The organism is Burkholderia thailandensis E264 (genome assembly GCF_000012365.1).
Taxonomy (GTDB): Bacteria; Pseudomonadota; Gammaproteobacteria; order Burkholderiales; family Burkholderiaceae; genus Burkholderia; species Burkholderia thailandensis.
In genome coordinates, this window is record NC_007651.1 from 1,636,599 (window position 1) to 1,662,495 (window position 25,897).

Sequence of the window (25,897 nt, forward strand, 5' to 3'; positions counted from 1 at the left end):
CAGCGTCGCAAATGTCTGTTGATGCCATCTTATTCGACGCATTTGGCACTCTCTGTGAACTTAAGGCGAAGACGCAACCGTTCGTCAAGCTGGCACGAGCATGTCGCAGACCCAGAGATGTGCTTCACACTGTGATGACGCGGCCGTTGGGGCTACGCGCCGCAGCTGCGGAGTTCGCGTCTGGATCGGTCGATCTCGAGTCTCTCGAAGCAGAATTGGCACTCGAACTTGACGGTATTCGGTTGTTTTCGGACGCAGAGGAATGCTTGATGAAACTGAACGCCGCAGGCATAAAGATCGGTATCGTGTCGAACTTGGCGCAACCTTACGCGGAAGCTCTGTTGTGCACGCTTCCGTTCCGCGTGCATTGTGCATGGTCGTTTGAGCTCGGATATCTCAAGCCCGATCCGCACACTTTCGCGTGGATCTGCGACAAGACGGGCGTCTCTCCCGCTGACGCCATGATGGTCGGAGATACGTTTTCCACCGACTACGTTGGTGCAACAAATTTTGGTATGCGAGCAATTCATCTTGATAGGGCCGGAGTATCGAGGCGTCCGGTGCCGACCATTAGAACTTTGCGACAATTGACGAGCATGCTAGCTATATAGTCAGCGGCAAGTGGTACGACGCGACCGTGTCGCAGCTCTTGTGCGACTCTCGAAAAGGATTGACGACCGAACTAGTGACGCAATTGGCTTGCCCGCTTGTAAGCGAGTCGCCGGTACCGTCTCGACGGTGTGAATGAATGTTGCCAGAGTAGACCCCACCACGGCGAGTAGCGGGGACCACAGTGTCAACAGAAGCACCGAAGAGAACTTCACGCAAAGGCATTCCTAATCACCCCGTCGAATTTCGACGGAAACTCGCCAAGCTGGCCTGCGAACCGGGCGTATCCGTAGCGCGGCTGGCGATGGAACACGGGGTGAACACGAACTTGTTATTCAAATGGCGTCGCGCGTTGCGTGCCGGCGAATACGATTCTGTGGGATTTTTGCCGGTCACATTGGAAGCGCCAGCGCCACAGATCGAGCGACCGACTGCGACCGTGGCGCCGACGCCGGTGATCGGCGCTGCCGCGATGGGCGCCATAGAGATCAACGTCGGTAACACTCGTGTGCGGATCGAGGGCTCGCCCAACGAGGGCACGTTGCGGCTGGTGCTGCGCATGTTGCGCAACACACCGGAATCGGCAGCATGATCGGGCTGCCCAGCCGCACAAAGGTCTGGCTGGCCGCGGGTGTGACTGATATGCGTTCAGGCTTCAACAGCTTGGTCGCGAAGGTCCAGACCGTATTGGAACGCGATCCCTTCAGCGGCCACGTGTTCGTGTTCCGAGGCAAGCGCGGCGATCTGGTCAAAGTGCTGTGGTGGAGCGGCGACGGCATGTGTCTTCTGATGAAACGCCTGGAACGGGGCCGATTCGTTTGGCCACGCGCCGACGGTGGCGTTGTCTGCCTGAGCCAAGCCCAACTGTCGATGCTGCTCGAAGGTATCGACTGGCGCCAGCCGATACGAACGACCGAGCCGACATCGGCGTTGTAAACCCGTCGGCCGCCGCGTAAACTGCCGGCATGACCGCGGCCAACGCCTATCCGGACGACATCGAAGCGCTCAAAGCCATGCTGCTCGAGCGCGATGCTCGCATTGGGCATCTCGAGGACGTAGTCGAATCGCACAAGGCGGCGAACGCCACCGCCAAGGCAGAGATCGAGCATCTGAAGTTGCTGATTGCGAAGCTGCGCCGCATGCAGTTCGGTCGCAAGTCGGAGAAGCTCGATCGTCAGATCGAACAACTCGAACTGCGTCTGGAAGAACTCGAAGCGGACGAAGGCGCGGCTCCGATCGAAATCCCGAAGACACCTCGTACCGCGCCGGAACAGTCGCCTCGCAAGCCGCTGCCCGAGCATCTGCCACGTGAAGAGCAAACGCACTTGCCGCAATCGACCGAGACGTGCTCGGAATGCGGCGGCAAGCTCAAGCTGCTAGGCGAAGACGTCTCCGAACAACTTGAATATGTACCTGCGAGCTTCCGCGTAATCCGTCATGCGCGGCCCAAGTTCGCCTGCGCGTGCTGCGATCACATCGCGCAAGCAGCAGCGCCGAGTCGTCCCATCGAGCGCGGCCTGGCGGGCCCTGGACTACTCGCGCACGTGCTGGTCTCGAAGTTCGCAGACCACATCCCGCTGTATCGGCAGTCGGTCATGTATGCGCGTGAAGGCGTCGAACTCGACCGCTCGTTGCTCGCGAAGTGGGTCGGCCACGGCGCGACGCTTTTACAACCACTGGTCGATGCATTACGCCGTCATGTGATGACCGGGACGAAGCTGCATGCCGACGACACGCCGGTCCCAGTGCTCGAACCGGGCAACGGCAAGACGAAGACTGGCCGCTTGTGGGTCTATGTGCGTGACGATCGATCGTCAGCCGATATGACGCCGCCAGCGGTGTGGTTCGCTTACACGCCGGATCGCAAAGGCATCCATCCGCAACAACATCTCGAGACGTTCAGCGGCACGCTGCAAGCGGACGCCTATGGCGGCTACCAGGCTATCTACGAGACCGGACGCGTGAGGGAAACTGCCTGCTGGGCGCATGCCCGACGCCAGTTCTATGAGCTACACGCTGCGCGCCCGAACGCATTGAATACCGAAGCGCTCGAGCGTATCGGTGCGTTGTACAAGATCGAAGACGCGATACGCGGCAAACCGCCCGACGAGCGTCGTGCGTATCGAGAAGCACATGCCCGACCGCTTCTCAGTCAGCTTCACGCCTGGCTCACCGCCACGCTGGAGACACTCTCAAAGAAATCCGATACGAGTCGGGCGATTCTCTATGCGCTGAACCGATGGGAAGCGCTCACACGCTATTGCGACGACGGCCAACTCGAGATCGATAACCTGCCGGTCGAGCGAGCGTTGCGTGGAGTGGCCATCGGGAGGCGGAATTACCTGTTCGCCGGTGCCGACTCCGGCGGCGAGCGCGCTGCCGCGATCTATAGCCTCATCGGAACGGCGAAGCTCAACGGCATCGATCCCGAGGCGTATCTGCGCTTCGTCCTTGCCCGCATTGCTGATCACGCAACCAATCGTGTCGATCAGCTCATGCCGTGGGCCATAGCTGATCAACTCCGCGACGACAGCTGACATCAAGATCCCGTCGTCAAGACGGCGCTGCCGACACGCTTACCAACGAGGGCACGTTGCGGCTGGTGCTGCGCATGTTGCGCAACACACCGGAATCGGCAGCATGATCGGGCTGCCCAGCCGCACAAAGGTCTGGCTGGCCGCGGGTGTGACTGATATGCGTTCAGGCTTCAACAGCTTGGCCGCGAAGGTCCAGACCGTATTGGAACGCGATCCCTTCAGCGGCCACGTGTTCGTGTTCCGAGGCAAGCGCGGCGATCTGGTCAAAGTGCTGTGGTGGAGCGGCGACGGCATGTGTCTTCTGATGAAACGCCTGGAACGGGGCCGATTCGTTTGGCCACGCGCCGACGGTGGCGTTGTCTGCCTGAGCCAAGCCCAACTGTCGATGCTGCTCGAAGGTATCGACTGGCGCCAGCCGATACGAACGACCGAGCCGACATCGGCGTTGTAAACCCGTCGGCCGCCGCGTAAACTGCCGGCATGACCGCGGCCAACGCCTATCCGGACGACATCGAAGCGCCCAAAGCCATGCTGCTCGAGCGCGATGCTCGCATTGGGCATCTCGAGGACGTAGTCGAATCGCACAAGGCGGCGAACGCCACCGCCAAGGCAGAGATCGAGCATCTGAAGCTGCTGATTGCGAAGCTGCGCCGCATGCAGTTCGGTCGCAAGTCGGAGAAGCTCGATCGTCAGATCGAACAACTCGAACTGCGTCTGGAAGAACTCGAAGCGGACGAAGGCGCGGCTCCGATCGAAATCCCGAAGACACCTCGTACCGCGCCGGAACAGTCGCCTCGCAAGCCGCTGCCCGAGCATCTGCCACGTGAAGAGCAAACGCACTTGCCGCAATCGACCGAGACGTGCTCGGAATGCGGCGGCAAGCTCAAGCTGCTAGGCGAAGACGTCTCCGAACAACTTGAATATGTACCTGCGAGCTTCCGCGTAATCCGTCATGTGCGGCCCAAGTTCGCCTGCGCGTGCTGCGATCACATCGCGCAAGCAGCAGCGCCGAGTCGTCCCATCGAGCGCGGCCTGGCGGGCCCTGGACTACTCGCGCACGTGCTGGTCTCGAAGTTCGCAGACCACATCCCGCTGTATCGGCAGTCGGTCATGTATGCGCGTGAAGGCGTCGAACTCGACCGCTCGTTGCTCGCGAAGTGGGTCGGCCACGGCGCGACGCTTTTACAACCACTGGTCGATGCATTACGCCGTCATGTGATGACCGGGACGAAGCTGCATGCCGACGACACGCCGGTCCCAGTGCTCGAACCGGGCAGCGGCAAGACGAAGACTGGCCGCTTGTGGGTCTATGTGCGTGACGATCGATCGTCAGCCGATATGACGCCGCCAGCGGTGTGGTTCGCTTACACGCCGGATCGCAAAGGCATCCATCCGCAACAACATCTCGAGACGTTCAGCGGCACGCTGCAAGCGGACGCCTATGGCGGCTACCAGGCTATCTACGAGACCGGACGCGTGAGGGAAGCTGCCTGCTGGGCGCATGCCCGACGCCAGTTCTATGAGCTACACGCTGCGCGCCCGAACGCATTGAATACCGAAGCGCTCGAGCGTATCGGTGCGTTGTACAAGATCGAAGACGCGATACGCGGCAAACCGCCCGACGAGCGTCGTGCGTATCGAGAAGCACATGCCCGACCGCTTCTCAGTCAGCTTCACGCCTGGCTCACCGCCACGCTGGAGACACTCTCAAAGAAATCCGATACGAGTCGGGCGATTCTCTATGCGCTGAACCGATGGGAAGCGCTCACACGCTATTGCGACGACGGCCAACTCGAGATCGATAACCTGCCGGTCGAGCGAGCGTTGCGTGGAGTGGCCATCGGGAGGCGGAATTACCTGTTCGCCGGTGCCGACTCCGGCGGCGAGCGCGCTGCCGCGATCTATAGCCTCATCGGAACGGCGAAGCTCAACGGCATCGATCCCGAGGCGTATCTGCGCTTCGTCCTTGCCCGCATTGCTGATCACGCAATCAATCGTGTCGATCAGCTCATGCCGTGGGCCATAGCTGATCAACTCCGCGACGACAGCTGACATCAAGATCCCGTCGTCAAGACGGCGCTGCCGACACGCTTACCGCTTACGCCCGCTTGGCATATCATCAAATCACGCGCGCGCGTCACAGTCACCGGTGGTGGATTCGACGTAGATGTTGCTAAAGGGATTAAGATGCGCCTGCAGTCATGGTGGCTTGCGCCAAGTTTCGGTCTGGCGATGACGTCGCTACGTTAAAAGATAGTTCCGAGCACTTCGGGCGATGTATTTTGCGTAACCTATTGCGCTACGAGAAGCGGCCGTTCACTAAACCGGCAGACCCATGCTCGGATCGCAGGAAAATGCTAGTTTCCTCCGGTCACGCTTTGTGGGGAAAAATCGAAATTGCGGTGCGCTTCGCGATTTAACCCTTCCGTGTGCTTCAACGTGACCCAAGCCCATCAGCGTTACCAAGTAATGCAGAGGGAGTTCGTTGGGGTTCCCCTTGATGAAGCAGCGGCCAAGCAGGAAGGCGCTTGCAAGAGCCCGTTGCGTTTTCGTTAAGGCGGCGGTTTCCTCGTTTGCTATGTGGTTGACCGGATGCAAAGTAAGGTCACCAGCACAATTCGAACAGGATCTCAGGTCGGGTACGTAGAAGCGCCGCGGTGGACGCAGAGCCGGAAACGGCGAAAGGCACGTGGCGCATCGATAGCACATTCGAATGTGATGTTCTGGGCAGATTTTCCAGTCGGAAAACCTCCAGCTAACTCGCAGGAAAGGAACTTCGTCCCCGGCGAGACATTGTGGACAGAACCTGTACGCTGGCTGTCGCTGATCGTCGCGTAACAGGATGCCGCGGTATCGCTTTTCGCTCACGTGCTGATAAATCCCTGCAAGATGATCAACGCAGGCTTCAGAGACATTTGTTCCCTGTACCAGGGTTGAATACACGTGCGGAGTAAGGTCGACATCGGGATCTCCTACATGCCGAATCCCCATGGAGCGCAGGAGCGTCCGAGTGCTGACGGCATGCATTAGGCTCAATCGCTGAAGCCACGATGAAGGCGACTCCCCTGAGATCGGATCTGGAGCGAGCAATAAAGAGTTGGAGGTCGTCGGCATACTGTAAGCGTGTCGGCAGCGCCGTCTTGACGACGGGATCTTGATGTCAGCTGTCGTCGCGGAGTTGATCAGCTATGGCCCACGGCATGAGCTGATCGACACGATTGATTGCGTGATCAGCAATGCGGGCAAGGACGAAGCGCAGATACGCCTCGGGATCGATGCCGTTGAGCTTCGCCGTTCCGATGAGGCTATAGATCGCGGCAGCGCGCTCGCCGCCGGAGTCGGCACCGGCGAACAGGTAATTCCGCCTCCCGATGGCCACTCCACGCAACGCTCGCTCGACCGGCAGGTTATCGATCTCGAGTTGGCCGTCGTCGCAATAGCGTGTGAGCGCTTCCCATCGGTTCAGCGCATAGAGAATCGCCCGACTCGTATCGGATTTCTTTGAGAGTGTCTCCAGCGTGGCGGTGAGCCAGGCGTGAAGCTGACTGAGAAGCGGTCGGGCATGTGCTTCTCGATACGCACGACGCTCGTCGGGCGGTTTGCCGCGTATCGCGTCTTCGATCTTGTACAACGCACCGATACGCTCGAGCGCTTCGGTATTCAATGCGTTCGGGCGCGCAGCGTGTAGCTCATAGAACTGGCGTCGGGCATGCGCCCAGCAGGCAGCTTCCCTCACGCGTCCGGTCTCGTAGATAGCCTGGTAGCCGCCATAGGCGTCCGCTTGCAGCGTGCCGCTGAACGTCTCGAGATGTTGTTGCGGATGGATGCCTTTGCGATCCGGCGTGTAAGCGAACCACACCGCTGGCGGCGTCATATCGGCTGACGATCGATCGTCACGCACATAGACCCACAAGCGGCCAGTCTTCGTCTTGCCGTTGCCCGGTTCGAGCACTGGGACCGGCGTGTCGTCGGCATGCAGCTTCGTCCCGGTCATCACATGACGGCGTAATGCATCGACCAGTGGTTGTAAAAGCGTCGCGCCGTGGCCGACCCACTTCGCGAGCAACGAGCGGTCGAGTTCGACGCCTTCACGCGCATACATGACCGACTGCCGATACAGCGGGATGTGGTCTGCGAACTTCGAGACCAGCACGTGCGCGAGTAGTCCAGGGCCCGCCAGGCCGCGCTCGATGGGACGACTCGGCGCTGCTGCTTGCGCGATGTGATCGCAGCACGCGCAGGCGAACTTGGGCCGCACATGACGGATTACGCGGAAGCTCGCAGGTACATATTCAAGTTGTTCGGAGACGTCTTCGCCTAGCAGCTTGAGCTTGCCGCCGCATTCCGAGCACGTCTCGGTCGATTGCGGCAAGTGCGTTTGCTCTTCACGTGGCAGATGCTCGGGCAGCGGCTTGCGAGGCGACTGTTCCGGCGCGGTACGAGGTGTCTTCGGGATTTCGATCGGAGCCGCGCCTTCGTCCGCTTCGAGTTCTTCCAGACGCAGTTCGAGTTGTTCGATCTGACGATCGAGCTTCTCCGACTTGCGACCGAACTGCATGCGGCGCAGCTTCGCAATCAGCAGCTTCAGATGCTCGATCTCTGCCTTGGCGGTGGCGTTCGCCGCCTTGTGCGATTCGACTACGTCCTCGAGATGCCCAATGCGAGCATCGCGCTCGAGCAGCATGGCTTTGAGCGCTTCGATGTCGTCCGGATAGGCGTTGGCCGCGGTCATGCCGGCAGTTTACGCGGCGGCCGACGGGTTTACAACGCCGATGTCGGCTCGGTCGTTCGTATCGGCTGGCGCCAGTCGATACCTTCGAGCAGCATCGACAGTTGGGCTTGGCTCAGGCAGACAACGCCACCGTCGGCGCGTGGCCAAACGAATCGGCCCCGTTCCAGGCGTTTCATCAGAAGACACATGCCGTCGCCGCTCCACCACAGCACTTTGACCAGATCGCCGCGCTTGCCTCGGAACACGAACACGTGGCCGCTGAAGGGATCGCGTTCCAATACGGTCTGGACCTTCGCGGCCAAGCTGTTGAAGCCTGAACGCATATCAGTCACACCCGCGGCCAGCCAGACCTTTGTGCGGCTGGGCAGCCCGATCATGCTGCCGATTCCGGTGTGTTGCGCAACATGCGCAGCACCAGCCGCAACGTGCCCTCGTTGGGCGAGCCCTCGATCCGCACACGAGTGTTACCGACGTTGATCTCTATGGCGCCCATCGCGGCAGCGCCGATCACCGGCGTCGGCGCCACGGTCGCAGTCGGTCGCTCGATCTGTGGCGCTGGCGCTTCCAATGTGACCGGCAAAAATCCCACAGAATCGTATTCGCCGGCACGCAACGCGCGACGCCATTTGAATAACAAGTTCGTGTTCACCCCGTGTTCCATCGCCAGCCGCGCTACGGATACGCCCGGTTCGCAGGCCAGCTTGGCGAGTTTCCGTCGAAATTCGACGGGGTGATTAGGAATGCCTTTGCGTGAAGTTCTCTTCGGTGCTTCTGTTGACACTGTGGTCCCCGCTACTCGCCGTGGTGGGGTCTACTCTGGCAACATTCATTCACACCGTCGAGACGGTACCGGCGACTCGCTTACTAGTAGGCGACAAGTCTTCAGATAGCTTGTGAGGCTTGTATCGTGAACAGTATCCGCACAGGTGCGGCAATCTTGCTTGGGACACTGATGCAATGCCCTAGAGAAGCACCTACGTACGTGATAATCCTAAAAACAGAACGGAGTCGAACATGACCAGCAAATCGGGGAAGAACAAGGTATTCGAGGCGCTCCAGGATGAGGCGATCAACGAAGGGCTAAGTGCCTACCGCGCATGGCGCCAGAAGGTCAAGAACGGAATTTTGCCAATTGGTATCGCGGAGGTAGGTAAAACGACGCTTCTCTCAAAATATGATGTCGCGGCTCCGAACGTATTCTTGGATTTTAATCGAACGCTCAAGGTCAACGTGGACTCCCGACGTTTGCGGAATGACTTGGCCAAGCGGATTCAGGGTGTTGAGTATGTAAAAACGATCGATGTCCCCGGGGAAGTTCCCGAACAATGGGCTGAAGCCTATTTCAAAAACAATCCGCGAGTTCTCGTGGTTATGGTCGATCATCGCGATCCTGCGAAACACATCGCCGCGATCGAGAAGTTCCTTTCGATTCTTCGCGAGGGGCCAAGCCTATGGCAACGATTCATCAGTGTTGTTTCCCGTACCAATGATAACCTCGCTCGCGTGCTGTTCGTCGTCAACAAGCTTGACAAAGTACCCGAGGTCGAAAGAGATGGCCTGCTTAAGCGATACGCCGGCGTTCTGGCTAATCTGCATTCGCACCTGAATGTCAACATTCAGATATTTCAAATCTCTCTTCGCGATGACGATACGGCGCTCGACTCGTTCTTCACTGCGGCTGTTGATGGGTTGACTCGGAAATGACTGGACAGACCATATTCGCATTTCCTACAACAGAAGGTTATCAATTCGTGCCTGAACTAGGGGTCGAAACAGGGGCCGTATTGTCACGTCTTGCACCGAATATCATAGTCCGCGCAGACGCTGGTGCGACGCTCTCGCCGTTTGTTAAGGCAACATGGATGGGCAAATTCAGATTTCTTCCGAGAAACCGTCTGATTCTTATAATCGGAATCGTTTCCACGGGTATAAACGATGAGATACACCGTGGAGCATATTCGGTCTGGGCGGCACTGAGGATCGTTTCCATGAACCAGACTCCGCGCACTCCACTCGGCCGACAGGAGGCCACCGAACATCTGAGCCAGTTGCTTGACGATTTCCGAACGGAGATAGCCGAGGGGCAACGCTGCAAACCGTTTCACGATGCGTTCAAGATGTCCGTGCAAAGTCACACTACTCCGACTGCCATCGACGCAGTTCTTATGCAGATCGAGAGCGATATCTACGGACCAAACGTTTTCACCAACGCTTCCTATTTTTCTCCTGCTCGATAGCAACGGTTTGCGGTCGCCTCTGTTCAGCAAAGACGGCTTCAGCCTCCCAGTACAGGTTGCCCAACCTTAAACGACCCCGGCAAAGGTTTGTATGGTGCGTGGTCGACATGTTGCAGCTGTTGTGCAGCGAGCTTCCGCCAGCAGAGCCGGCCGTATAAACTTGCCCGACTAGTTCAATAGGCCTGAAGGCTATTTCCACGGGGCTGGGCATGGGGCAGACGCGACTAATGGCACTTCTGGATGAGGTCCGTCCCAGAAGAGTCCTCTTTACGACATTCACTTTCAGCCCCGGTTGGTTTGAGGCGTTTTGCCTCCCGGTTCTTCGCTTGAGCGGGTGCGAAAGTGTGGAGGTGCTGATTGATTCGCGGCAGGCTTGCCGCTCTACAGATGAGTCCGGCAGCCTGTACGCAGGCAATGCGTATCGCATAGTTCCGGTGTTCATGAAATCCGGCGGCTTCTTTCATCCGAAGTTGGCCTACATGGAGCGGGAGGACGGCGGAGACGTCCTTGTCGTGGGAAGCGGAAACCTGACATTTGCTGGTCAGGCGCAAAACCTCGAGGTCGTCGACGCCGTGAATTCGCTTGAACACCCCTTGGTGTTTCAGCAGTTTGCAGATTTCATGGCCGCGTTTGCTGCGCGTGAAGGGCTGACCGGGGAGACGCGTGAACTGTTGGGGGGCTACGCCCGCCGGGCCCGCGTTGCAGCTTCATCCGGCAGCCCGGAGGCCCGCGCGAATCAAAGCGTCTGGCTCGTGCACACGCTCACCGAGCCCGTCGCGAACCAGTTTTCCACACGATGTGCTGACCTCGGCGCTGTACATCAATTGACCGTGCTTGCACCGTATCACGACTGCGACGCCAGTGCCGTGGCGCAGCTGGCCGGGGACAGCGGAGCTCAGATCCTGCGTGTGGGGTTGAGCTTGCCGGGCCGCATAGCGCCGTTCGACAAGGATCACAACGAACTTCCCGAAGATACGACGTACGTGGTGGCGGACACGTTCCGGCCGGGCCGCTTTGCACATGCCAAGGTGTTCGAAGCCGTGTCGCCTGCCGGATGTACGTTGATGACAGGCTCAGTCAATGCGACCAGCCAGAGTTTGTACAGCACGGACAATGGAATTGACCCTGTAATCCCGGACACAGCTTCACACTAAGGTTGCTGAATCCATCGAGCGCCGGAACTCGCGAGGCGAGCGGTATTTCAGCGCGCTATGGGGATGCTTCTCGTTGTAATGCTCGAACGCGATGGCCAGATTGTGTGCAGCGGTCGCCGCGTCCGGCTTCGGCATGAAGGCGACGTAATCGCGCTTCATGGTTTTCACGAAGCTCTCAGCCATGCCGTTACTTTGCGGGCTGCACACCGGCGTGGTCAACGGCTTCAGGCCTATGTCCATCGCAAACCGGCGCGTGTCGTCGGCCGTGTAGCCCGAACCGTTGTCGCTCAACCACTCGATTTCGGATGGCGTATGCAACGCATTGCCGAAACGATTTTCCACCGCAGCCAGCATCACGTCGCGCACGATGTCGCCGCTATGGCCTGCCGTCGTGGCCGCCCAACTCATCGCCTCGCGGTCACAGCAGTCCAGCGCGAACGTTACGCGCAGCGGCTCGCCGTTGTCGCAGCGAAACTCGAAGCCGTCGGAGCACCATCGCTGATTGCTGCGACCGACAGCCACCTTGCCGTCATGGCGACGTTGCGGCCGAGGTGGAATCGGTCGGCGCTGCATCAGTAGCCCGTGCGTACGCATGACGCGATAGATGCGCTTGGCATTGAACGGCACCAGCCCAACGGCAACACGCTCGTTGCGCAACGTGCCCCAAACCCGGCGATAGCCATAGCTGGGCAAATCGCCGACGACACGGCGGATTTCCTCGACCACGCTCGCATCGTCGGCCTGTCTCGATTGACGGCCATCGCGCCACGTCGCCGGGCGCGACAGTCGTGCCGATACGTTCGAGCGCGACACGCCGAGAACTTCACAAACCAGTTTCACTGGCCGTCCTCCGGCAGCAAGGGCGAGTGCGCTATCCATTTTTTTGCTCGGCCGTACTCGACTGCTTCCCGGAGAATCTCGTTCTCCATGGTCTTTTTGCCGAGCATCCGTTGCAGCTCGCGAATCTGCTTGAGCGCGTCGGCCAGCTCCGATGCCGGAACTACTTCCTCGCCAGCCTTGACTGCTGACAGGCTCCCGTCCTGGTACAGCTTGCGCCAGTGGAACAGCTGGTTCGGGTTCACGCCGTGCTGGCGCGCGACCATCGAAACCGACGTCCCCGGCTCCAAACTCTCGCGAACCATCGCCAGCTTCTGTTCCGCCGTCCAGCGCCGCCGACGCTCCGGGCCCGTCAACACTTCCATCACTTCCTGCCTGGTGTTAGTCAAAAACACAGTCCTATGCCTACCCGTTAGTTTAAGCGGGAGACTGTGTCCGGAGATTCAGGGGGCCGTTCCAGACAACGTTGAGGTGGCTCTTATTCGCAGGGTGGCAACGACACCGTTCCAGTGGAATAAAGCAACTCCGGAAGATTTCGTCCCGAACGAGTACGACGTTAGTGAGCTTGCCATACACTTGCCAGCGCTCGACGCCATCTGGCGGCCTGATGGCGTCATCTCAGGTGTGGTTACGCCGATGCCTCCGGCTTCTCAATGTTCGCTCGAAGTCTGGAACGGTGTGGCCTGTGAACATGAAGCCACTGTTACCGTGGCTGCTGACGGAGATTTTGCGACGGGCTCGCTGCAATCCAGCGATGCGCCAGGCGGCCGGTTGCTCAAGCTCAAGGCTGGATCCTTCGTAGCCAAGGGCTGGCTGAACGTCGAAACAGAACTGCGGATGTCACCGCGCGACAGGCAGCTCGTACGAGCTGCCGCCCGGGTTTCGGCAGGAATGGCAACGGGCCAGGACCTTTGGGCCATTTACGATGTGCTGCGCGAGGCTATGAGAACGCCGTCCATGGGTGGTTCAACACCGCGCCATTCAACTGTGGCCAAAAATGTCGAGCCGGTCGTTCAAAAAGCGAGCACCACGACGTACGTTGGGTGGAGCGACATCGATTTTACGCAGATGGGGGCATCCAATCCCCTTGAGATGCAATGTCTGACTGCGGCTTTCAAGCACCTGAATGGAGACCTGGCGCGCGGTGGCGGTCCGAGTGCTGGCCACAAGTCTGCTGAGCTCGTGCTCCTTCGTAACGCGGGTGACGAGTTCGGCGATGACGCTACCGCTCCCGGAACGAACACCACGGAAGGCGCCGATACCCTCGAAGATGCACAGGCCGCTATGCTCGATGTTCTCCCGGACTCGCTCGCGCGGGACGCGACACATCCGCTCCTGACAGGTGCAGTTACGCTCGCCGCCAGCGAGGCACTCAAGCGGGCGTTTGCGCGCCGGCGCGGACTTGCGACCAGCGGCAATTCCTTTTTCGCCGGCAGTGACCTCGCATACGGACTGGATTCGTGGCTGACACGATTCAGCGCATTCGACTACGGCGATGGCAATCGTCAGCGACTGATTTCCGCCTTCTGTACGTTGGCGTGCTGCGCGGTGTACTACGCGAAACCCGCGACCTCCCAGATCGTCTGTGGGACTGTCAAGGAAGCGGTGCGGGTGCTGGTGGGGTATGTTCCGGATGAAGCAGCGTGGACACAGCGCGTCCAGCTGACACTACCAACACTGCCGTTTGTCCGTGTGCCGGTGGAAGACCGGGTTGGCGTTGCGCAGACGGCAGCGCTCATCGCGAAGGCGCTGACCACGCGTGAGCAGCTCGAGCAGCTGATTGTGGCGATTTTCACGGACAAGGCGCGGCCCGACCTTCCGGTCGACACGTACGGGCCCGTAATCCAGCGCCTGGAGGCGTATCGCAAAAAGCCACCCATCGGGAAGAACAAGAGGGTCTTCGGCGTTGTTAAAAGCGCAAACGCACCGTTCGGATGCCCGGGTTGTTTTGTGAATATCAAGGACACGGCCGAACTGGGCGCACTTCGTTCCACGCAGGCACTCGTCCATAACTGTCAACGCGTCATATTCTTGGGACTGGACGTGTCTGCGCTTCGTGCTGCGCTTCCGTCGAATATTGAGTTTGGTGTTGTTCTGCCGGAGAAACGTTCGTGATTACTGCACCTTCATTTACCGCTCCGGCTCCGACGTCGCTCGCACCAGACCCTCTCGGCACACAGAGCGTCAACATGGCGCTCTATCGTTCGGTGTTCCCCGGCATCAACAATGTCGCACAGTACATTCGTGTCTACTCGGCGTTGAGCTGGATGGTCCTGAAAATAGACGAGGCCGCTGTTGCACGTGGTGCGACCCAGGAGGAGGCGCTCGAGATTTCGACGCGCGGCATGGAGAAAATGGAGCTCCTGTTGACGTGGTCCAACACCCTCAACGGTGTGGACGGGATGCCTGGGAGTCGACGGCTTTGGCCAACGGACCCTGCCCGGAAGGTTGAGCTGCGCTTTGACGTCTTGATGGGAGAAGAGCAGGACAAGGCCGTCAAGGCGGGCAAGGTGGATATTGACTTCTCCAACAGTGCGCGGTTCCTAAGTGCGCCGGAGTACCGGCCGAGTGCAGTGAATGGACTACGGTTTCTGGCGGTCACCGGTATTGCTGGGATGTGGCAGTTGACGCAGGGGGGCATGGAACTCGCCGCCGCATTCCAGGCGATGCTCGATAAGTCCCAGCATCCCCTCGCTGACTGGTTGGCGGACCCCACCGCAACGACTATCACGCAGGCCGAGGTCAAAGCCTTGTGGAACCCTGTGTTGAACGTCAGGGAGGCCGCGGTGGACGAACGTGAGGCGTTCCTTGCGCATTACTTCCCTCCGCCTGACGCGTCGCCGTCCGTGCCGCGTTGGCGTCATAGGCACAAGGGGCTCACGCTCGCGCTGCGAGCCATCGAGACTGCGGAGAGCAACTTCGAGGCGTCCGAAGGCTTTGTCCCTGTAGACGCAATCCGCCACACGATGGGTAGCAGACTCGCGCCGAATGGACGGGAGCTTGCGGACGAGACGCTGGAGGACATTGCTGGGTACTGGACATCCCTCCAATATCGCCAGTACCTCAAGCTCGCGCTGGAAACGCTCTTTCGTGCCACCGAATTTGTGGTCCACAATTCCGTGCTCGGGAACAGCGCGCGAGAGGTGACTGCCGTTTCGGCCGCAGTGGGCGCATACTCTTCTGCCGGGTTGCCGACCGATGTTGTACTGGCCGATGTGGCTTCGAGATTGCGCAGCAGCCTGCTCAGGGGGGAGGAGTCGCTCTATCGGAGTGGGATGCGTGTTCCTGCGCTCGACATGAAGACTCGAATGGCAGCGCTGTTGTCCGCCGGCTGGTCCATTCGGCTGGCTTCTTCAAAAGGAATCAACGCCGTCTATGCAGCGCTACAGGCAGTCGGCGCGCTCGCCTGTGAGGCTCTCGTCTACTGCGCCCTCGATGCGACGGTCTGGCAAGACCGTCAGGGGTTCCGGATGACCGTAGACGGGGACCGGCTGCCCTTGACCGAACTCGTGCAGCTCTTTGCTGACTTCTCGAACGCCTCACCGGCAGATTTCGTGGCGCAGGTTGTGCGGGATTATGTGGTCAACCTCCATTTCCGGGTCGTCCGCGAGCGAACCGAGTGGGAGCGCAATCCCCGGGACCGGTACAGGTTCATCATGGGCGACCAGGGGCTTGAGCGGAACCTGAACACGGAGCGCGACTTGATAAACATTGACATCATGTCGGACCTGTTGCACCGGGCGCTCAATCTGATGGCGCGCTCCGGCTTGCTCGAGCAACGTGGGCCTCAAGGCAACGAGAATGAATTTCGGCTGACCGAGGCAGGGCGCCTCAGGGCCAGCCAAGCCCTCGAGATGGCGTAGCATCCTCGCACTGGTGTTTCTGAGCCTCACCCGAAAGAGCTCTAGCGTCACCCAGCATCATCTCGAGAACAAGCGAGTGCGGCATCTTCTGCGCCAAGGGACTGGTATCGCGGCGATTTCTGCCATTGAAGCTCTGGTTGCTCGACTGGCCGCTACGGGTGGAAGAGAGGCGGCGCGTCAGGTGGCGGTCGGCCGCAAGCGGCCCGTACAACTACGAGGGTTGGGGAGCGGCTCCAGACTGGGGGTGTGAATGTTCGAAGAGGGGCGGTTGACTCGTTGGTAACGGCTTCACAGAGCCTGTTGCTTCAGTCACGCCTCCAGCTTCGATCAGTGCAGCGCTGCGGCTTGCAATTGCCTCGTTGGCGAGGCAGAAAATTCAAAGTGATTTGACCCCTTCGCCGGAAACTAGCTTGAGACATAAGGGGATTCCCCAGATTGGGCATGGAAGCGTGCGCGCAAGGCTGAACTGGCGCTAGTGCGTCGCGGGATCACGGTCGATGAAGGTTGCACTGGAGCCGGGGCGTCATCGTAACCTATTGTTTTTTTAGGTAAAAAATTTACTCATTGGGGCGTGCGGCGCGTTGCCGAATTCAAACTTAAGTGGATGATGTTCCAAGTTGGCTGAATCTCGACACGAATCGCGCGTGTCGGCACTTCTTGAATTTGTCAAAACCCGTCCATATAATTAGCACTCGCTGCACGAGAGTGCTAACAATTCCTGCCGGGCGGCGAGCCGCTCGGTAGTTTCCCTCAGCGTTCTTCAGTCTCAATCAAGAGAGGAGTGAATATGAACCTTCGTCCGTTGCACGATCGCGTGATCGTCAAGCGCCTGGATCAGGAAACCAAGACTGCGTCGGGCATCGTCATTCCCGATGCAGCTGCGGAAAAGCCGGATCAAGGCGAAGTCCTGGCCATCGGCCCGGGCAAGCGCGATGACAAGGGCGCTCCGATCGCACTCGACGTGAAGGTCGGCGATCGTGTTCTGTTCGGCAAGTATGCTGGCCAAACCGTCAAGGTCGACGGCCAGGAACTGCTCGTAATGCGCGAAGAAGACATCATGGCCGTGGTCAACGCTCAGTAAGCGTTCACCAACGGATCACAATCTCAGAGATTTCAAGGAGTTAGAAGATGGCAGCTAAAGACGTCGTATTCGGCGATTCCGCACGCGCGAAGATGGTCGAAGGCGTGAACATTCTCGCCAACGCTGTGAAGGTCACGCTGGGTCCGAAGGGCCGCAACGTGGTGCTCGAGCGCAGCTTCGGCGGCCCGACGGTCACCAAGGACGGTGTGTCGGTCGCGAAGGAAATCGAGCTGAAGGACAAGCTCCAGAACATGGGTGCGCAAATGGTCAAGGAAGTCGCTTCCAAGACCAGCGACAACGCAGGCGACGGCACGACGACGGCAACCGTCCTCGCGCAATCGATCGTCCGCGAAGGCATGAAGTACGTCGCATCGGGCATGAACCCGATGGACCTGAAGCGCGGCATCGACAAGGCAGTCGCAGCGGCTGTCGAAGAGCTGAAGAAGATCAGCAAGCCGTGCACGACGAACAAGGAAATCGCACAGGTCGGCTCGATCTCGGCGAACAGCGATTCGTCGATCGGCGATCGCATCGCTGAAGCGATGGACAAGGTCGGCAAGGAAGGCGTGATCACCGTCGAAGACGGCAAGTCGCTCGCCGACGAGCTCGACGTCGTCGAAGGCATGCAATTCGACCGCGGCTACCTGTCGCCGTACTTCATCAACAACCCGGACAAGCAAGTCGCCGTCCTCGAGAACCCGTTCGTGCTGCTGCACGACAAGAAGGTGTCGAACATCCGCGATCTGCTGCCGGTGCTCGAGCAAGTCGCGAAGGCTGGCCGTCCGCTGCTCATCATCGCTGAAGACGTCGAAGGCGAAGCGCTCGCGACGCTGGTCGTCAACAACATCCGCGGCATCCTGAAGACCGTTGCGGTCAAGGCGCCGGGCTTCGGCGACCGTCGCAAGGCGATGCTGGAAGACATCGCGATCCTGACGGGCGGCCAAGTCATTGCGGAAGAAACCGGCCTCACGCTCGAGAAGGCAACGCTGGCAGAACTGGGCCAGGCGAAGCGCATCGAAGTGGGCAAGGAAAACACGACGATCATCGACGGCGCTGGCGAAGCCGTGAACATCGAAGCGCGCGTCAAGCAAATCCGCACGCAGATCGAAGAAGCGACGTCGGACTACGACCGTGAAAAGCTGCAAGAGCGCGTGGCCAAGCTGGCCGGCGGTGTTGCAGTGATCAAGGTCGGCGCGGCGACCGAAGTCGAAATGAAGGAAAAGAAGGCACGTGTCGAAGACGCGCTGCACGCAACCCGCGCGGCCGTTGAAGAAGGCATCGTCCCGGGCGGCGGTGTCGCGCTGATCCGCGCACGCACCGCAATCGCTGCACTGACCGGCGTGAACGCCGACCAGAACGCCGGCATCAAGATCGTGCTGCGCGCAATGGAAGAGCCGCTGCGCCAGATCGTCACGAACGGCGGCGAAGAAGCGAGCGTCGTGGTGGCGGCAGTTGCTGCAGGCAAGGGCAACTACGGCTACAACGCGGCGACGGGCGAGTACGTCGACATGGTTGAGGCCGGCGTCGTCGATCCGACGAAGGTCACGCGCACCGCGCTGCAGAACGCGGCTTCGGTCGCAGGCCTGCTGCTGACGACGGACGCAGCCGTCGCCGAACTGCCGAAGGAAGACGCTCCGATGCCGGGCGGCATGCCGGGCGGCATGGGCGGCATGGGCATGGACATGTAATCGGCTAGACGCCGATTGCATCGAAGGACGCGCGGCGACGCGCGTTCTCCCAAACGAAAACACCCGCAGCGCTGCGGGTGTTTTCGTTTGGGGCGGCGTGGCCGAATGTCGGCGGCGCGACAGGCATGGCTCGGGCCGATGGCTCGCGGTCGAGAGTCGGATGCCGGAAGCCAGTGTGCGCCGGCGCGTAGCGAGATGCGGGAAGCCGCAACCCGCAACCCGCCGAACCGCCGTTCATCCGCCGAATTGCCGCGCGCCCCGGCGCAGGCCGAGCCGGAGCCCGGCCTGCGCATCGTCGCGTCAGTTCGTCCGCTTGGCGATCCCGGCCGGCGCGGGCGACTCGTCTTCGTTGCTGCGGGCCCAGAAGAAGCGATCCGGCAGGTAAGCGCCCATCCCGGGACGAAACGCGTCGCGCGCCGCCTGGTACAGATATTCCTGCGCTTCGCGCACCGCCTCCGGCGGTTCCTGGCCATTCGCGAGCAGCGCGGCGATCGCCGCGCCGAGGGTGTCGGTGATGCCCATCAACCGGTGCGGCGTGCGTTCCCACAAGTCCTGCCTGATCTGGCCTTCCTCGCCGTACAGGGTATTGACGAGCCGGTGGGAACCGGTCTCGGTCGCCAGAATGTACTCGCAGCCCTGGCCGAGCAGATGCGACAGCGCGGCGTCGAGGTTCGGCGCCTCGGCGTCGCCGTCGGGTTGCGCGAGTGCGATGAGCGTCGCGTGGTCGGCGACGAGAAGCGTCGTTTGCGGCGCGAGCAGGTCGGCGATCGATTCGCGCAAGTCGTCGGCGGCGAGCACGTGCTCGTCGTCGAGCGTGAAGTCCGGTGCGAGGACGAGCGGCACGCCGTCGTAGTCGGCGACCACTTCGGCGATCGCGCTCACGACTTCCGCCCGTGTCGCCGCGCCGATCTTGAACGCCGCGACGGGCATGTCCTCGAGCAGCATGCGCGCCTGAGCGGCGACGGTGTCGGGGTCTAGGCCGGTGACCTCGTCGCACGCGGCGGAGTCGCGCACCGTGTAGCCAGTCAGCACGGATACGCCGTGGCAGCCCATGCTCGCCAGAGTCATCAGGTCGGCCTGCAGGCCGGAGCCGCCCGTTGGATCGGACAGGCCGAAAGTGAGGACGATCGGAGGGGTGTTGCTGGACATGAAAATGGGGAATGAGGAAACGATGAAGCCGGTTGGCGGGGTGCACCAGCTCGGTGCGCCCGCGCAGTCAATTATGCGGCGGATTCGGCCTGCCCGAAGCGTTTTTTTATCGCGTTGCAGCGAGCAAACGCGACTAGAGGCCGATTGCTAGGCAGTCCGCCGCCGACACGGTACCATCATGGCTCTCAAATCAACGGACTTTCCTTTACGCGGCTTAAGATGGAATATAAAAGCTGGATGTGCCTGATCTGCGGCTGGATTTACGACGAAGAAGCTGGGTTGCCGGAGGAGGGCATCGCCCCAGGCACACGCTGGGAAGACGTTCCCATCAATTGGACATGCCCGGAGTGCGGCGCGCGCAAGGAAGATTTCGAGATGGTCCAGATCTGACCGTCTCGCGTCGGCGGTTCGGCATTGAGCGAACCGGCGGCGCCGGCGCGGCGGCATCGACGGGTTGAGGCGCCGCTCGCGGCGCGGCTTCGTTTCTGGTGCTGACGCTCGTGCCCATTACCTCAGAAATCGCAACGGTTCCGGTTCTCGACGCCTTGCCCAATCCGCGAGGCGGCGCAGTGCCCGCGGCCGAGGCGGCGCTGCGCGCCGCGCAACAGGCGTTCGAGCGGCGAGCCGATCCGGCCGGGTCGCTTGCCGCCGCAGCAGCGGCGCTGAGGGAGGCGGGGTGGCTCGCCGCGCAACGCTTTGTCGTCGCGTTGGCCCATGCCGCGCCAATCGCCGCGATCGAGTTGCAGCCGATCGCATTCGAGGCCGCGCTGCGGGATTTCCGCGCGGCGCTCGAGCGGCACAATTTGCGCGAGCTCGCCTGCTCGCCGCTTCTCTTCGAGCATTACTGCGCGCTGCGCGCGCAGGCTGCGAGCGACTTGCGCATGGATACGCCGCACGGCGTGCTCGCGCTTGCCGGCCGGCCGGTGCCGCCCGCGACGCTGTATGCGCTGTCGCCGCATGCGCTCGCGCATCTGCGCGCGCGCTACGAGCAAGCGCTCCTTGGGGCGCTGCGTGCGTCCGAGACGGCGACCGACAAGGCGCTCGACGGGCTCGCCGATTGCGCGGCCGAACTCGCCGGTCCGTCTCCCTATGACTTTTGGCGCCTCGCCGGCGCGTGCATGCGGGTGCTGCGCGTGCGCGGCGGCGTCGAGCTCAAGCGCTTTCTCGCACGCTGCAATCTGTTGCTCGGCGAGCAGGCGCGCGGATTGCGGATCGCGCCCGCGGCGCTCGTCGACGAGGCGCTCGCGCTTTTCTGGCGCGACTACGCGCTGTATGGCGCGGCGGCCGAGGACGTCGCCGACGTCGAACTGCTGCACGACTACGGGTTGACCGTCGCGTGGCACGTTGCGGGCACGCAGGCGTCCGAGGCCCTGTGGGAGGCCGACGCCGCGCGCGCCGAGGCGGATGCGGTGCGGGCCGCTGCGACGCGCGAGCTCGGCGTCGTCACGGTCAACGCCCAGGCGTATGACGATTTCCTGCAGACCGCCGATGCGTCGATGAGCGAACTGGCGCTCGATCCGCGCGCGGCCGACGCGGGCGCCGCGCTGCGGGCGGCGCAGGCCGCGTATCGCGTCGGCTCGGCTGCGTGCGCGCTCGGTCTCGGGCATACGGCGCTTCTCTCCGATGCGCTCGGGCTCGCCTGGCGTCGCCACGCGCATCTCGGCGCGATGGGCGACGCATGTGCCGCGGCATGCAGGCAGGCGGCCGAAGCGTTGCGCGCCGCGCTGCACAGGATCGCGGCGGGGATGGCGCCGCCCGATCTGTCCGACGCGTGCGCGTCGCTCGCGGGCGCGTTGTCGGGAGCGGCCCGCGGCGCATGACGGGGCACGCGGCGGGGCGTGCCGCACGGCCGGATTCTTGCTTTCGGCCGATGCGGCGCAATCGCGCGCGGCGCGCGTGCCGATTGGTCGCGAACGCGTGATAGAGTGAGCGATATGTCGTGTCGACCCGCGCGGCGTACGAGGCCGCGACATGCGGCGTCCTTCGCGCCGCGAGGTCTTTGCTAAAATTCAAACCATGTCAAAGAGTTCCGATCGCATCAACCTCACCAACCAGTTCCTGATCGCCATGCCGAACATGGCGGATCCGACGTTTTCGGGAACGGTGGTCTATCTTTGCGATCACAGCGAGCGCGGCGCGCTCGGCCTCGTCATCAATCGTCCGACCGACATCGATCTCGAGTCGCTGTTCAATCGCATCGACCTGAAGCTCGAAATCGAGCCGCTGCTGCACATCCCCGTGTACTTCGGCGGCCCGGTGCAGACCGAGCGCGGCTTCGTGCTGCACGAGCCGGTCGAGGGCAGTTCGTACAACTCGTCGATGACGGTCGAAGGCGGGCTCGAGATGACGACGTCGAAGGACGTGCTCGAGGCGGTCGCGACGGGCACGGGTCCGAAGCGCTTCCTGTTGACGCTCGGCCATGCAGGCTGGGGCGCGGGCCAGCTCGAGGAAGAGATTTCGAAGAACGGCTGGCTCACGGTCGCGGCCGATCCGCGGATCGTGTTCGACACGCCCGCCGAGGAGCGCTTCGAAGCGGCGCTCGGGCTGCTCGGCGTGAGTTCGTCGATGCTTTCCGGCGAGGCAGGGCACGCATGAGCGCGGCGCTTTCGCGCGACGCGACGCTCCTGGCGTTCGATTACGGCGAAAAGCGCATCGGCGTGGCGATCGGCAATCTGCTGACGCGCACGGCCCGTGCGCTCGTCATCGTGCCCAATCTGAATCGCGAGCACCGCTTCAAGGCGGTCGGCGAGCTGATCGCCGAATGGAAGCCGGATGCGCTCGTCGTCGGCCTGCCGCTGCATCCGGACGGCGCGCCGCACGAGATGACGCAGCGGGCGTTGCGCTTCGGCAATCAGCTGAATGGCCGCTTCAACCTGCCGGTGAGCTGGGTCGACGAACGCTACTCGTCGGTCGAGGCGCGCGCCGGCCTGCGCGCGCGCGGCGACGCCGCGAATCGCGTCGACGCCGAAGCCGCCCGCGTCATTCTTCAACAATTCCTCGACGGATTGCCCGATCAACATGAGTTCAATTGACGCCGAGGCGCTTTATCGCGTCCTGCTCGACCAGATTCGCGGCGCCTATGGCGGCACCGCGTTCGCCGATGCCGGCGGCCCCGTGCTCGCCGGCATCCACAGTGGCGGCGCGTGGCTCGCCGAGCGCCTCGCGCGCGACCTCGGCGCGCCGGAATTCGGCGTCGTCAACGTCGCGCTGCATCGCGACGATTACGCGAAGAAGGGGCTGCACAGCCAGGCGAGCCCGACGTCGCTGCCGTTCGAGGTCGAAGGGCGGCGCATCGTGCTCGTCGACGACGTGCTGTACACCGGGCGCACGGTGCGCGCGGCGCTCAACGAGCTGTACGACTACGGGCGGCCGGCGGCCGTGGAGCTCGCGGTGCTCGCCGATCGCGGCGGGCGCGAGCTGCCGGTCGCGGCGCGCTTCGTGGGCGGCACGCTCGCCGTCGACGCCGACGCGACGCTCGTGCTCGAGCGCGCGGACGCGGGACGATTCACGCTTCGCACCGAGGCGCGCGCCGGCTGACGCGCGCGACGCATTCCGGCCGCCCGCGCGCATCGCGCATCCGGGCGCCGTTTGGCAACACGTTGGAATCACGCACATCATGACGACCGACACCTCCGGCCGCACCGGCGCTCCCGCCGCGGCCGCGCCCGCCGAGCGCTTTCGCTACGGCTTCCTGAAGGGCAACCCGCAGCTCACGAAGAACGGCGAGCTCAAGCATCTGTTGACGATCGAAGGGCTGCCGCGCGCAATCCTCAACCAGATTCTCGACACCGCCGAGCAGTTCGTCAGCGTGACCGACCGCGAAGTGAAGAAGGTGCCGCTCCTGCGCGGCAAATCGGTGTTCAACCTGTTCTTCGAGAATTCGACGCGCACGCGCACGACGTTCGAGATCGCCGCGAAGCGGCTGTCCGCCGACGTGATCAACCTGAACATCAACGCGTCGTCGACGAGCAAGGGCGAGTCGCTCCTCGACACGATCAACAACCTGTCGGCGATGCACGCCGATCTCTTCGTCGTGCGCCACGCATCGAGCGGCGCGCCGTACCTGATCGCCGAGCACTGCGCGCCGCACGTGCACGTGATCAACGCGGGCGACGGCCGTCATGCGCACCCGACGCAGGGCCTCCTCGACATGTACACGATTCGCCACTACAAGCGCGACTTCACGAAGCTGCGCGTGGCGATCGTCGGCGATATTCTCCATTCGCGCGTCGCGCGCTCGGACATTCACGCGCTGACGACGCTCGGCGTGCCCGAGGTGCGCGCGATCGGCCCGCGCACGCTGCTGCCGGGCGGGCTCGAGCAGATGGGCGTGCGCGTGTTCCACAACCTCGACGAAGGCCTGAAGGACGTCGACGTGATCATCATGCTGCGTCTGCAGAACGAGCGGATGAGCGGCGCGCTCTTGCCGTCCGCGCAGGAGTACTTCAAGAGCTGGGGCTTGACGCCCGAGCGTCTCGCGCTCGCCGCGCCCGACGCGATCGTGATGCACCCCGGGCCGATGAACCGCGGCGTCGAGATCGATTCGCAAGTGGCCGACGGCCCGCAATCGGTGATCCTGAACCAGGTGACGTTCGGCATTGCGGTGCGCATGGCCGTGATGGGGATCGTCGCGGGCACGAACGACTGACGCGGCGCGGCGCCGCGAAACGCCTGGGGCGCCGCGCATCGGTTTCGGCGAAATCAACGCAATCAACGCATCAACAGACAGCGCATGAAGATTCATATCAAAGGCGGCACGCTCATCGATCCGGCGGCCGGCACGCAGCGGCAGGCCGACGTGTTCGTCGCGGCCGGGAAGGTGGCCGCGATCGGCGCGGCTCCGGCCGATTTCAACGCGGCGAAGACGATCGACGCGACCGGGATGATCGTCGCGCCGGGCTTCGTCGACTTGTCGGCGCGGCTGCGCGAGCCCGGCTACGAGCACAAGGCGACGCTCGAATCCGAGATGGCCGCGGCGGTCGCGGGCGGCGTGACGAGCCTCGTGTGCCCGCCCGACACCGATCCGGTGCTCGACGAGCCGGGCCTCGTCGAGATGCTGAAGTTTCGCGCGCGCAACCGGAATCAGGCGCACGTGTATCCGCTCGGCGCGCTGACGGTCGGCCTGAAAGGGCAGGTCATCACCGAGATGGTCGAACTGACCGAGGCGGGCTGCATCGGCTTCACGCAGGCGAACGTGCCCGTCACCGACACGCAGGTGCTGCTGCGCGCGCTGCAGTACGCGAGCACCTACGGCTACACGGTGTGGCTGCGCCCCCTCGACGCGTTTCTCGCGAAGGGCGGTGTCGCGGCGAGCGGGCCCGTCGCGTCGCGGCTCGGCCTGTCAGGCGTGCCGGTCGCGGCCGAGACAATCGCGCTGCACACGCTCTTCGAGCTGATGCGCGTGACGGGCGCGCGCGTGCATGTGGCGCGGCTGTCGTCCGCCGCGGGCGTCGCGCTCGTGCGCGCGGCGAAGGCCGAGGGCCTGCCCGTGACCTGTGACGTCGGCGCGAATCACCTGCACCTGATCGACGTCGACATCGGCTACTTCGACGCGCAGTTCCGGCTCGATCCGCCGCTGCGCGCCGAGCGCGACCGCGAAGCGATTCGCGCCGCGCTCGCCGACGGCACGATCGACGCGATCTGCTCGGACCACACGCCCGTCGACGACGACGAGAAACTGCTGCCGTTCGCCGAGGCGACGCCTGGCGCGACGGGCCTCGAGCTGCTGCTGTCGCTGACCGTGAAGTGGGCGCGGGAGGCGGGCGTGCCGCTGGCGCGCGCACTCGCAACGATCACCTCGGCGCCCGCCGACGTGCTGAAGCTGCCCGCCGGCCGCGTCGGCGAGGGCGCACCGGCCGACCTGTGCGTGTTCGATCCGAATGCGCACTGGCGGGTCGAGCCCCGCGCGCTGAAGAGCCAGGGCCACAACACGCCGTTCCTCGGCTACGAGCTGCCCGCGCAGGTGCGCGCGACGCTCGTCGCGGGGCAGGTCGCGTTCGAGCGCCGCTGA

The 25,897-nt window shown here is 62.4% G+C and carries 26 protein-coding genes; 20 read left to right on the forward strand and 6 right to left on the reverse strand.

The window, feature by feature from the left end; translation table 11 throughout:
* Positions 1-11 precede the first annotated feature (11 nt).
* From BTH_RS35250 to tnpC (BTH_RS19585), 6 genes are all read left to right on the forward strand, one after another.
* Entirely contained in the window at positions 12-611 is a 600-nt protein-coding gene (locus BTH_RS35250; RefSeq protein ID WP_009889514.1) for an HAD family hydrolase, read from the forward strand.
* Positions 612-793: 182 nt separating this feature from the next.
* Positions 794-1,201, forward strand: a complete 408-nt coding sequence (gene tnpA, locus BTH_RS19565; RefSeq protein ID WP_009888727.1) for an IS66-like element accessory protein TnpA — start codon at positions 794-796, stop codon at positions 1,199-1,201.
* Positions 1,198-1,545 (forward strand): IS66 family insertion sequence element accessory protein TnpB, encoded by a 348-nt coding sequence (gene tnpB, locus BTH_RS19570; protein WP_011402068.1) that lies wholly within the window; start codon positions 1,198-1,200, stop codon positions 1,543-1,545. Before tnpA (BTH_RS19565) ends, tnpB (BTH_RS19570) begins: the two co-directional genes overlap by 4 nt.
* 29 nt (positions 1,546-1,574) lie before the next feature.
* The gene (gene tnpC / locus BTH_RS19575; protein WP_011402069.1) at positions 1,575-3,146 is read left to right on the forward strand and encodes an IS66 family transposase; all 1,572 of its coding nucleotides are present in this window, start codon (positions 1,575-1,577) and stop codon (positions 3,144-3,146) included.
* A gap of 103 nt (positions 3,147-3,249) precedes the next feature.
* Positions 3,250-3,597, forward strand: a complete 348-nt coding sequence (gene tnpB / locus BTH_RS19580; RefSeq protein ID WP_009889515.1) for an IS66 family insertion sequence element accessory protein TnpB — start codon at positions 3,250-3,252, stop codon at positions 3,595-3,597.
* 77 nt (positions 3,598-3,674) lie between these two features.
* The gene (gene tnpC, locus BTH_RS19585) at positions 3,675-5,198 is read left to right on the forward strand and encodes an IS66 family transposase (RefSeq protein WP_407637878.1); all 1,524 of its coding nucleotides are present in this window, start codon (positions 3,675-3,677) and stop codon (positions 5,196-5,198) included.
* 267 nt (positions 5,199-5,465) lie between these two features.
* On the opposite strand, the gene BTH_RS35895 is transcribed toward tnpC (BTH_RS19585), so the two are convergent.
* Genes BTH_RS35895 through tnpA (BTH_RS19600) form a run of 4 tightly spaced genes read right to left on the reverse strand, consistent with a single transcriptional unit; the run spans position 5,466 to position 8,659 of the window.
* Positions 5,466-6,260, reverse strand: a complete 795-nt coding sequence (locus BTH_RS35895; RefSeq protein ID WP_080511475.1) for a TniQ family protein — start codon at positions 6,258-6,260, stop codon at positions 5,466-5,468.
* 46 nt (positions 6,261-6,306) lie between these two features.
* Entirely contained in the window at positions 6,307-7,878 is a 1,572-nt protein-coding gene (gene tnpC, locus BTH_RS19590; RefSeq protein ID WP_009889500.1) for an IS66 family transposase, read from the reverse strand.
* Between the two features lie 29 nt (positions 7,879-7,907).
* Positions 7,908-8,255, reverse strand: a complete 348-nt coding sequence (gene tnpB, locus BTH_RS19595) for an IS66 family insertion sequence element accessory protein TnpB (RefSeq protein ID WP_009889515.1) — start codon at positions 8,253-8,255, stop codon at positions 7,908-7,910.
* Entirely contained in the window at positions 8,252-8,659 is a 408-nt protein-coding gene (gene tnpA / locus BTH_RS19600; protein WP_009888727.1) for an IS66-like element accessory protein TnpA, read from the reverse strand. Before tnpA (BTH_RS19600) ends, tnpB (BTH_RS19595) begins: the two co-directional genes overlap by 4 nt.
* Positions 8,660-8,892: 233 nt before the next feature.
* Here tnpA (BTH_RS19600) and BTH_RS33775 point away from each other — a divergent pair, with 233 nt between their 5' ends.
* The 3 genes from BTH_RS33775 (at position 8,893) to BTH_RS19610 (ending at position 11,269) form a co-directional block, all read left to right on the forward strand.
* Complete coding sequence (locus tag BTH_RS33775; RefSeq protein ID WP_127446402.1) at positions 8,893-9,582, forward strand: hypothetical protein; 690 nt, start codon at positions 8,893-8,895, stop codon at positions 9,580-9,582.
* A gap of 284 nt (positions 9,583-9,866) precedes the next feature.
* Positions 9,867-10,115, forward strand: a complete 249-nt coding sequence (locus BTH_RS33780; RefSeq protein ID WP_127446401.1) for a hypothetical protein — start codon at positions 9,867-9,869, stop codon at positions 10,113-10,115.
* Positions 10,116-10,459: 344 nt separating this feature from the next.
* Positions 10,460-11,269, forward strand: a complete 810-nt coding sequence (locus tag BTH_RS19610) for a hypothetical protein (protein ID WP_127446400.1) — start codon at positions 10,460-10,462, stop codon at positions 11,267-11,269.
* Here BTH_RS19610 and BTH_RS19615 read toward each other — a convergent pair.
* A protein-coding gene (locus tag BTH_RS19615) for an IS3-like element ISButh2 family transposase (protein WP_085952878.1) occupies positions 11,261-12,471 on the reverse strand; the annotation gives its coding sequence in 2 pieces (ribosomal slippage) (positions 11,261-12,156 and positions 12,156-12,471; 1,212 coding nt in all). The genes BTH_RS19610 and BTH_RS19615 overlap by 9 nt on opposite strands.
* Before the next feature lie 106 nt (positions 12,472-12,577).
* On the opposite strand from BTH_RS19615, the gene BTH_RS19625 reads away from it, so the two are divergent.
* The 4 genes from BTH_RS19625 (at position 12,578) to groL (ending at position 18,738) form a co-directional block, all read left to right on the forward strand.
* Entirely contained in the window at positions 12,578-14,221 is a 1,644-nt protein-coding gene (locus BTH_RS19625) for a hypothetical protein (protein WP_011402071.1), read from the forward strand.
* Between the two features lie 74 nt (positions 14,222-14,295).
* Positions 14,296-15,969, forward strand: coding sequence for a hypothetical protein (locus BTH_RS19630; protein WP_009889532.1), 1,674 nt, complete (start codon positions 14,296-14,298; stop codon positions 15,967-15,969).
* 787 nt (positions 15,970-16,756) lie between these two features.
* Positions 16,757-17,050 (forward strand): co-chaperone GroES, encoded by a 294-nt coding sequence (gene groES / locus BTH_RS19635; RefSeq protein ID WP_009889537.1) that lies wholly within the window; start codon positions 16,757-16,759, stop codon positions 17,048-17,050.
* A gap of 47 nt (positions 17,051-17,097) precedes the next feature.
* The gene (groL, locus tag BTH_RS19640; protein ID WP_009904192.1) at positions 17,098-18,738 is read left to right on the forward strand and encodes a chaperonin GroEL; all 1,641 of its coding nucleotides are present in this window, start codon (positions 17,098-17,100) and stop codon (positions 18,736-18,738) included.
* Between the two features lie 300 nt (positions 18,739-19,038).
* Here the strand turns inward: groL and thiD are convergent, their stop codons facing one another.
* Positions 19,039-19,887, reverse strand: coding sequence for a hydroxymethylpyrimidine/phosphomethylpyrimidine kinase family protein (gene thiD, locus BTH_RS19645; RefSeq protein ID WP_004186397.1), 849 nt, complete (start codon positions 19,885-19,887; stop codon positions 19,039-19,041).
* Positions 19,888-20,106: 219 nt separating this feature from the next.
* Between thiD and BTH_RS19650 the strand changes: the two genes are divergently transcribed.
* From BTH_RS19650 to BTH_RS19680, 7 genes are all read left to right on the forward strand, one after another.
* The gene (locus BTH_RS19650) at positions 20,107-20,277 is read left to right on the forward strand and encodes a rubredoxin (RefSeq protein ID WP_004186709.1); all 171 of its coding nucleotides are present in this window, start codon (positions 20,107-20,109) and stop codon (positions 20,275-20,277) included.
* A gap of 179 nt (positions 20,278-20,456) precedes the next feature.
* Complete coding sequence (locus BTH_RS19655) at positions 20,457-21,707, forward strand: hypothetical protein (RefSeq protein WP_009889572.1); 1,251 nt, start codon at positions 20,457-20,459, stop codon at positions 21,705-21,707.
* 196 nt (positions 21,708-21,903) lie between these two features.
* Complete coding sequence (locus BTH_RS19660; protein ID WP_009889573.1) at positions 21,904-22,482, forward strand: YqgE/AlgH family protein; 579 nt, start codon at positions 21,904-21,906, stop codon at positions 22,480-22,482.
* Positions 22,479-22,919 carry a Holliday junction resolvase RuvX gene (gene ruvX / locus BTH_RS19665; protein WP_009889574.1) on the forward strand — a complete coding sequence of 147 codons (441 nt, stop codon included), beginning with the start codon at positions 22,479-22,481 and terminating at the stop codon, positions 22,917-22,919. The genes BTH_RS19660 and ruvX overlap by 4 nt, the downstream gene beginning before the upstream one ends.
* Positions 22,906-23,424: a bifunctional pyr operon transcriptional regulator/uracil phosphoribosyltransferase PyrR gene (gene pyrR / locus BTH_RS19670; RefSeq protein WP_009889575.1), complete on the forward strand. Its 519-nt coding sequence runs from the start codon at positions 22,906-22,908 to the stop codon at positions 23,422-23,424. The genes ruvX and pyrR overlap by 14 nt, the downstream gene beginning before the upstream one ends.
* A 79-nt stretch (positions 23,425-23,503) precedes the next feature.
* Positions 23,504-24,535: an aspartate carbamoyltransferase catalytic subunit gene (locus BTH_RS19675; RefSeq protein ID WP_009889576.1), complete on the forward strand. Its 1,032-nt coding sequence runs from the start codon at positions 23,504-23,506 to the stop codon at positions 24,533-24,535.
* An 84-nt stretch (positions 24,536-24,619) separates the two neighbouring features.
* Entirely contained in the window at positions 24,620-25,897 is a 1,278-nt protein-coding gene (locus BTH_RS19680; protein WP_009889577.1) for a dihydroorotase, read from the forward strand.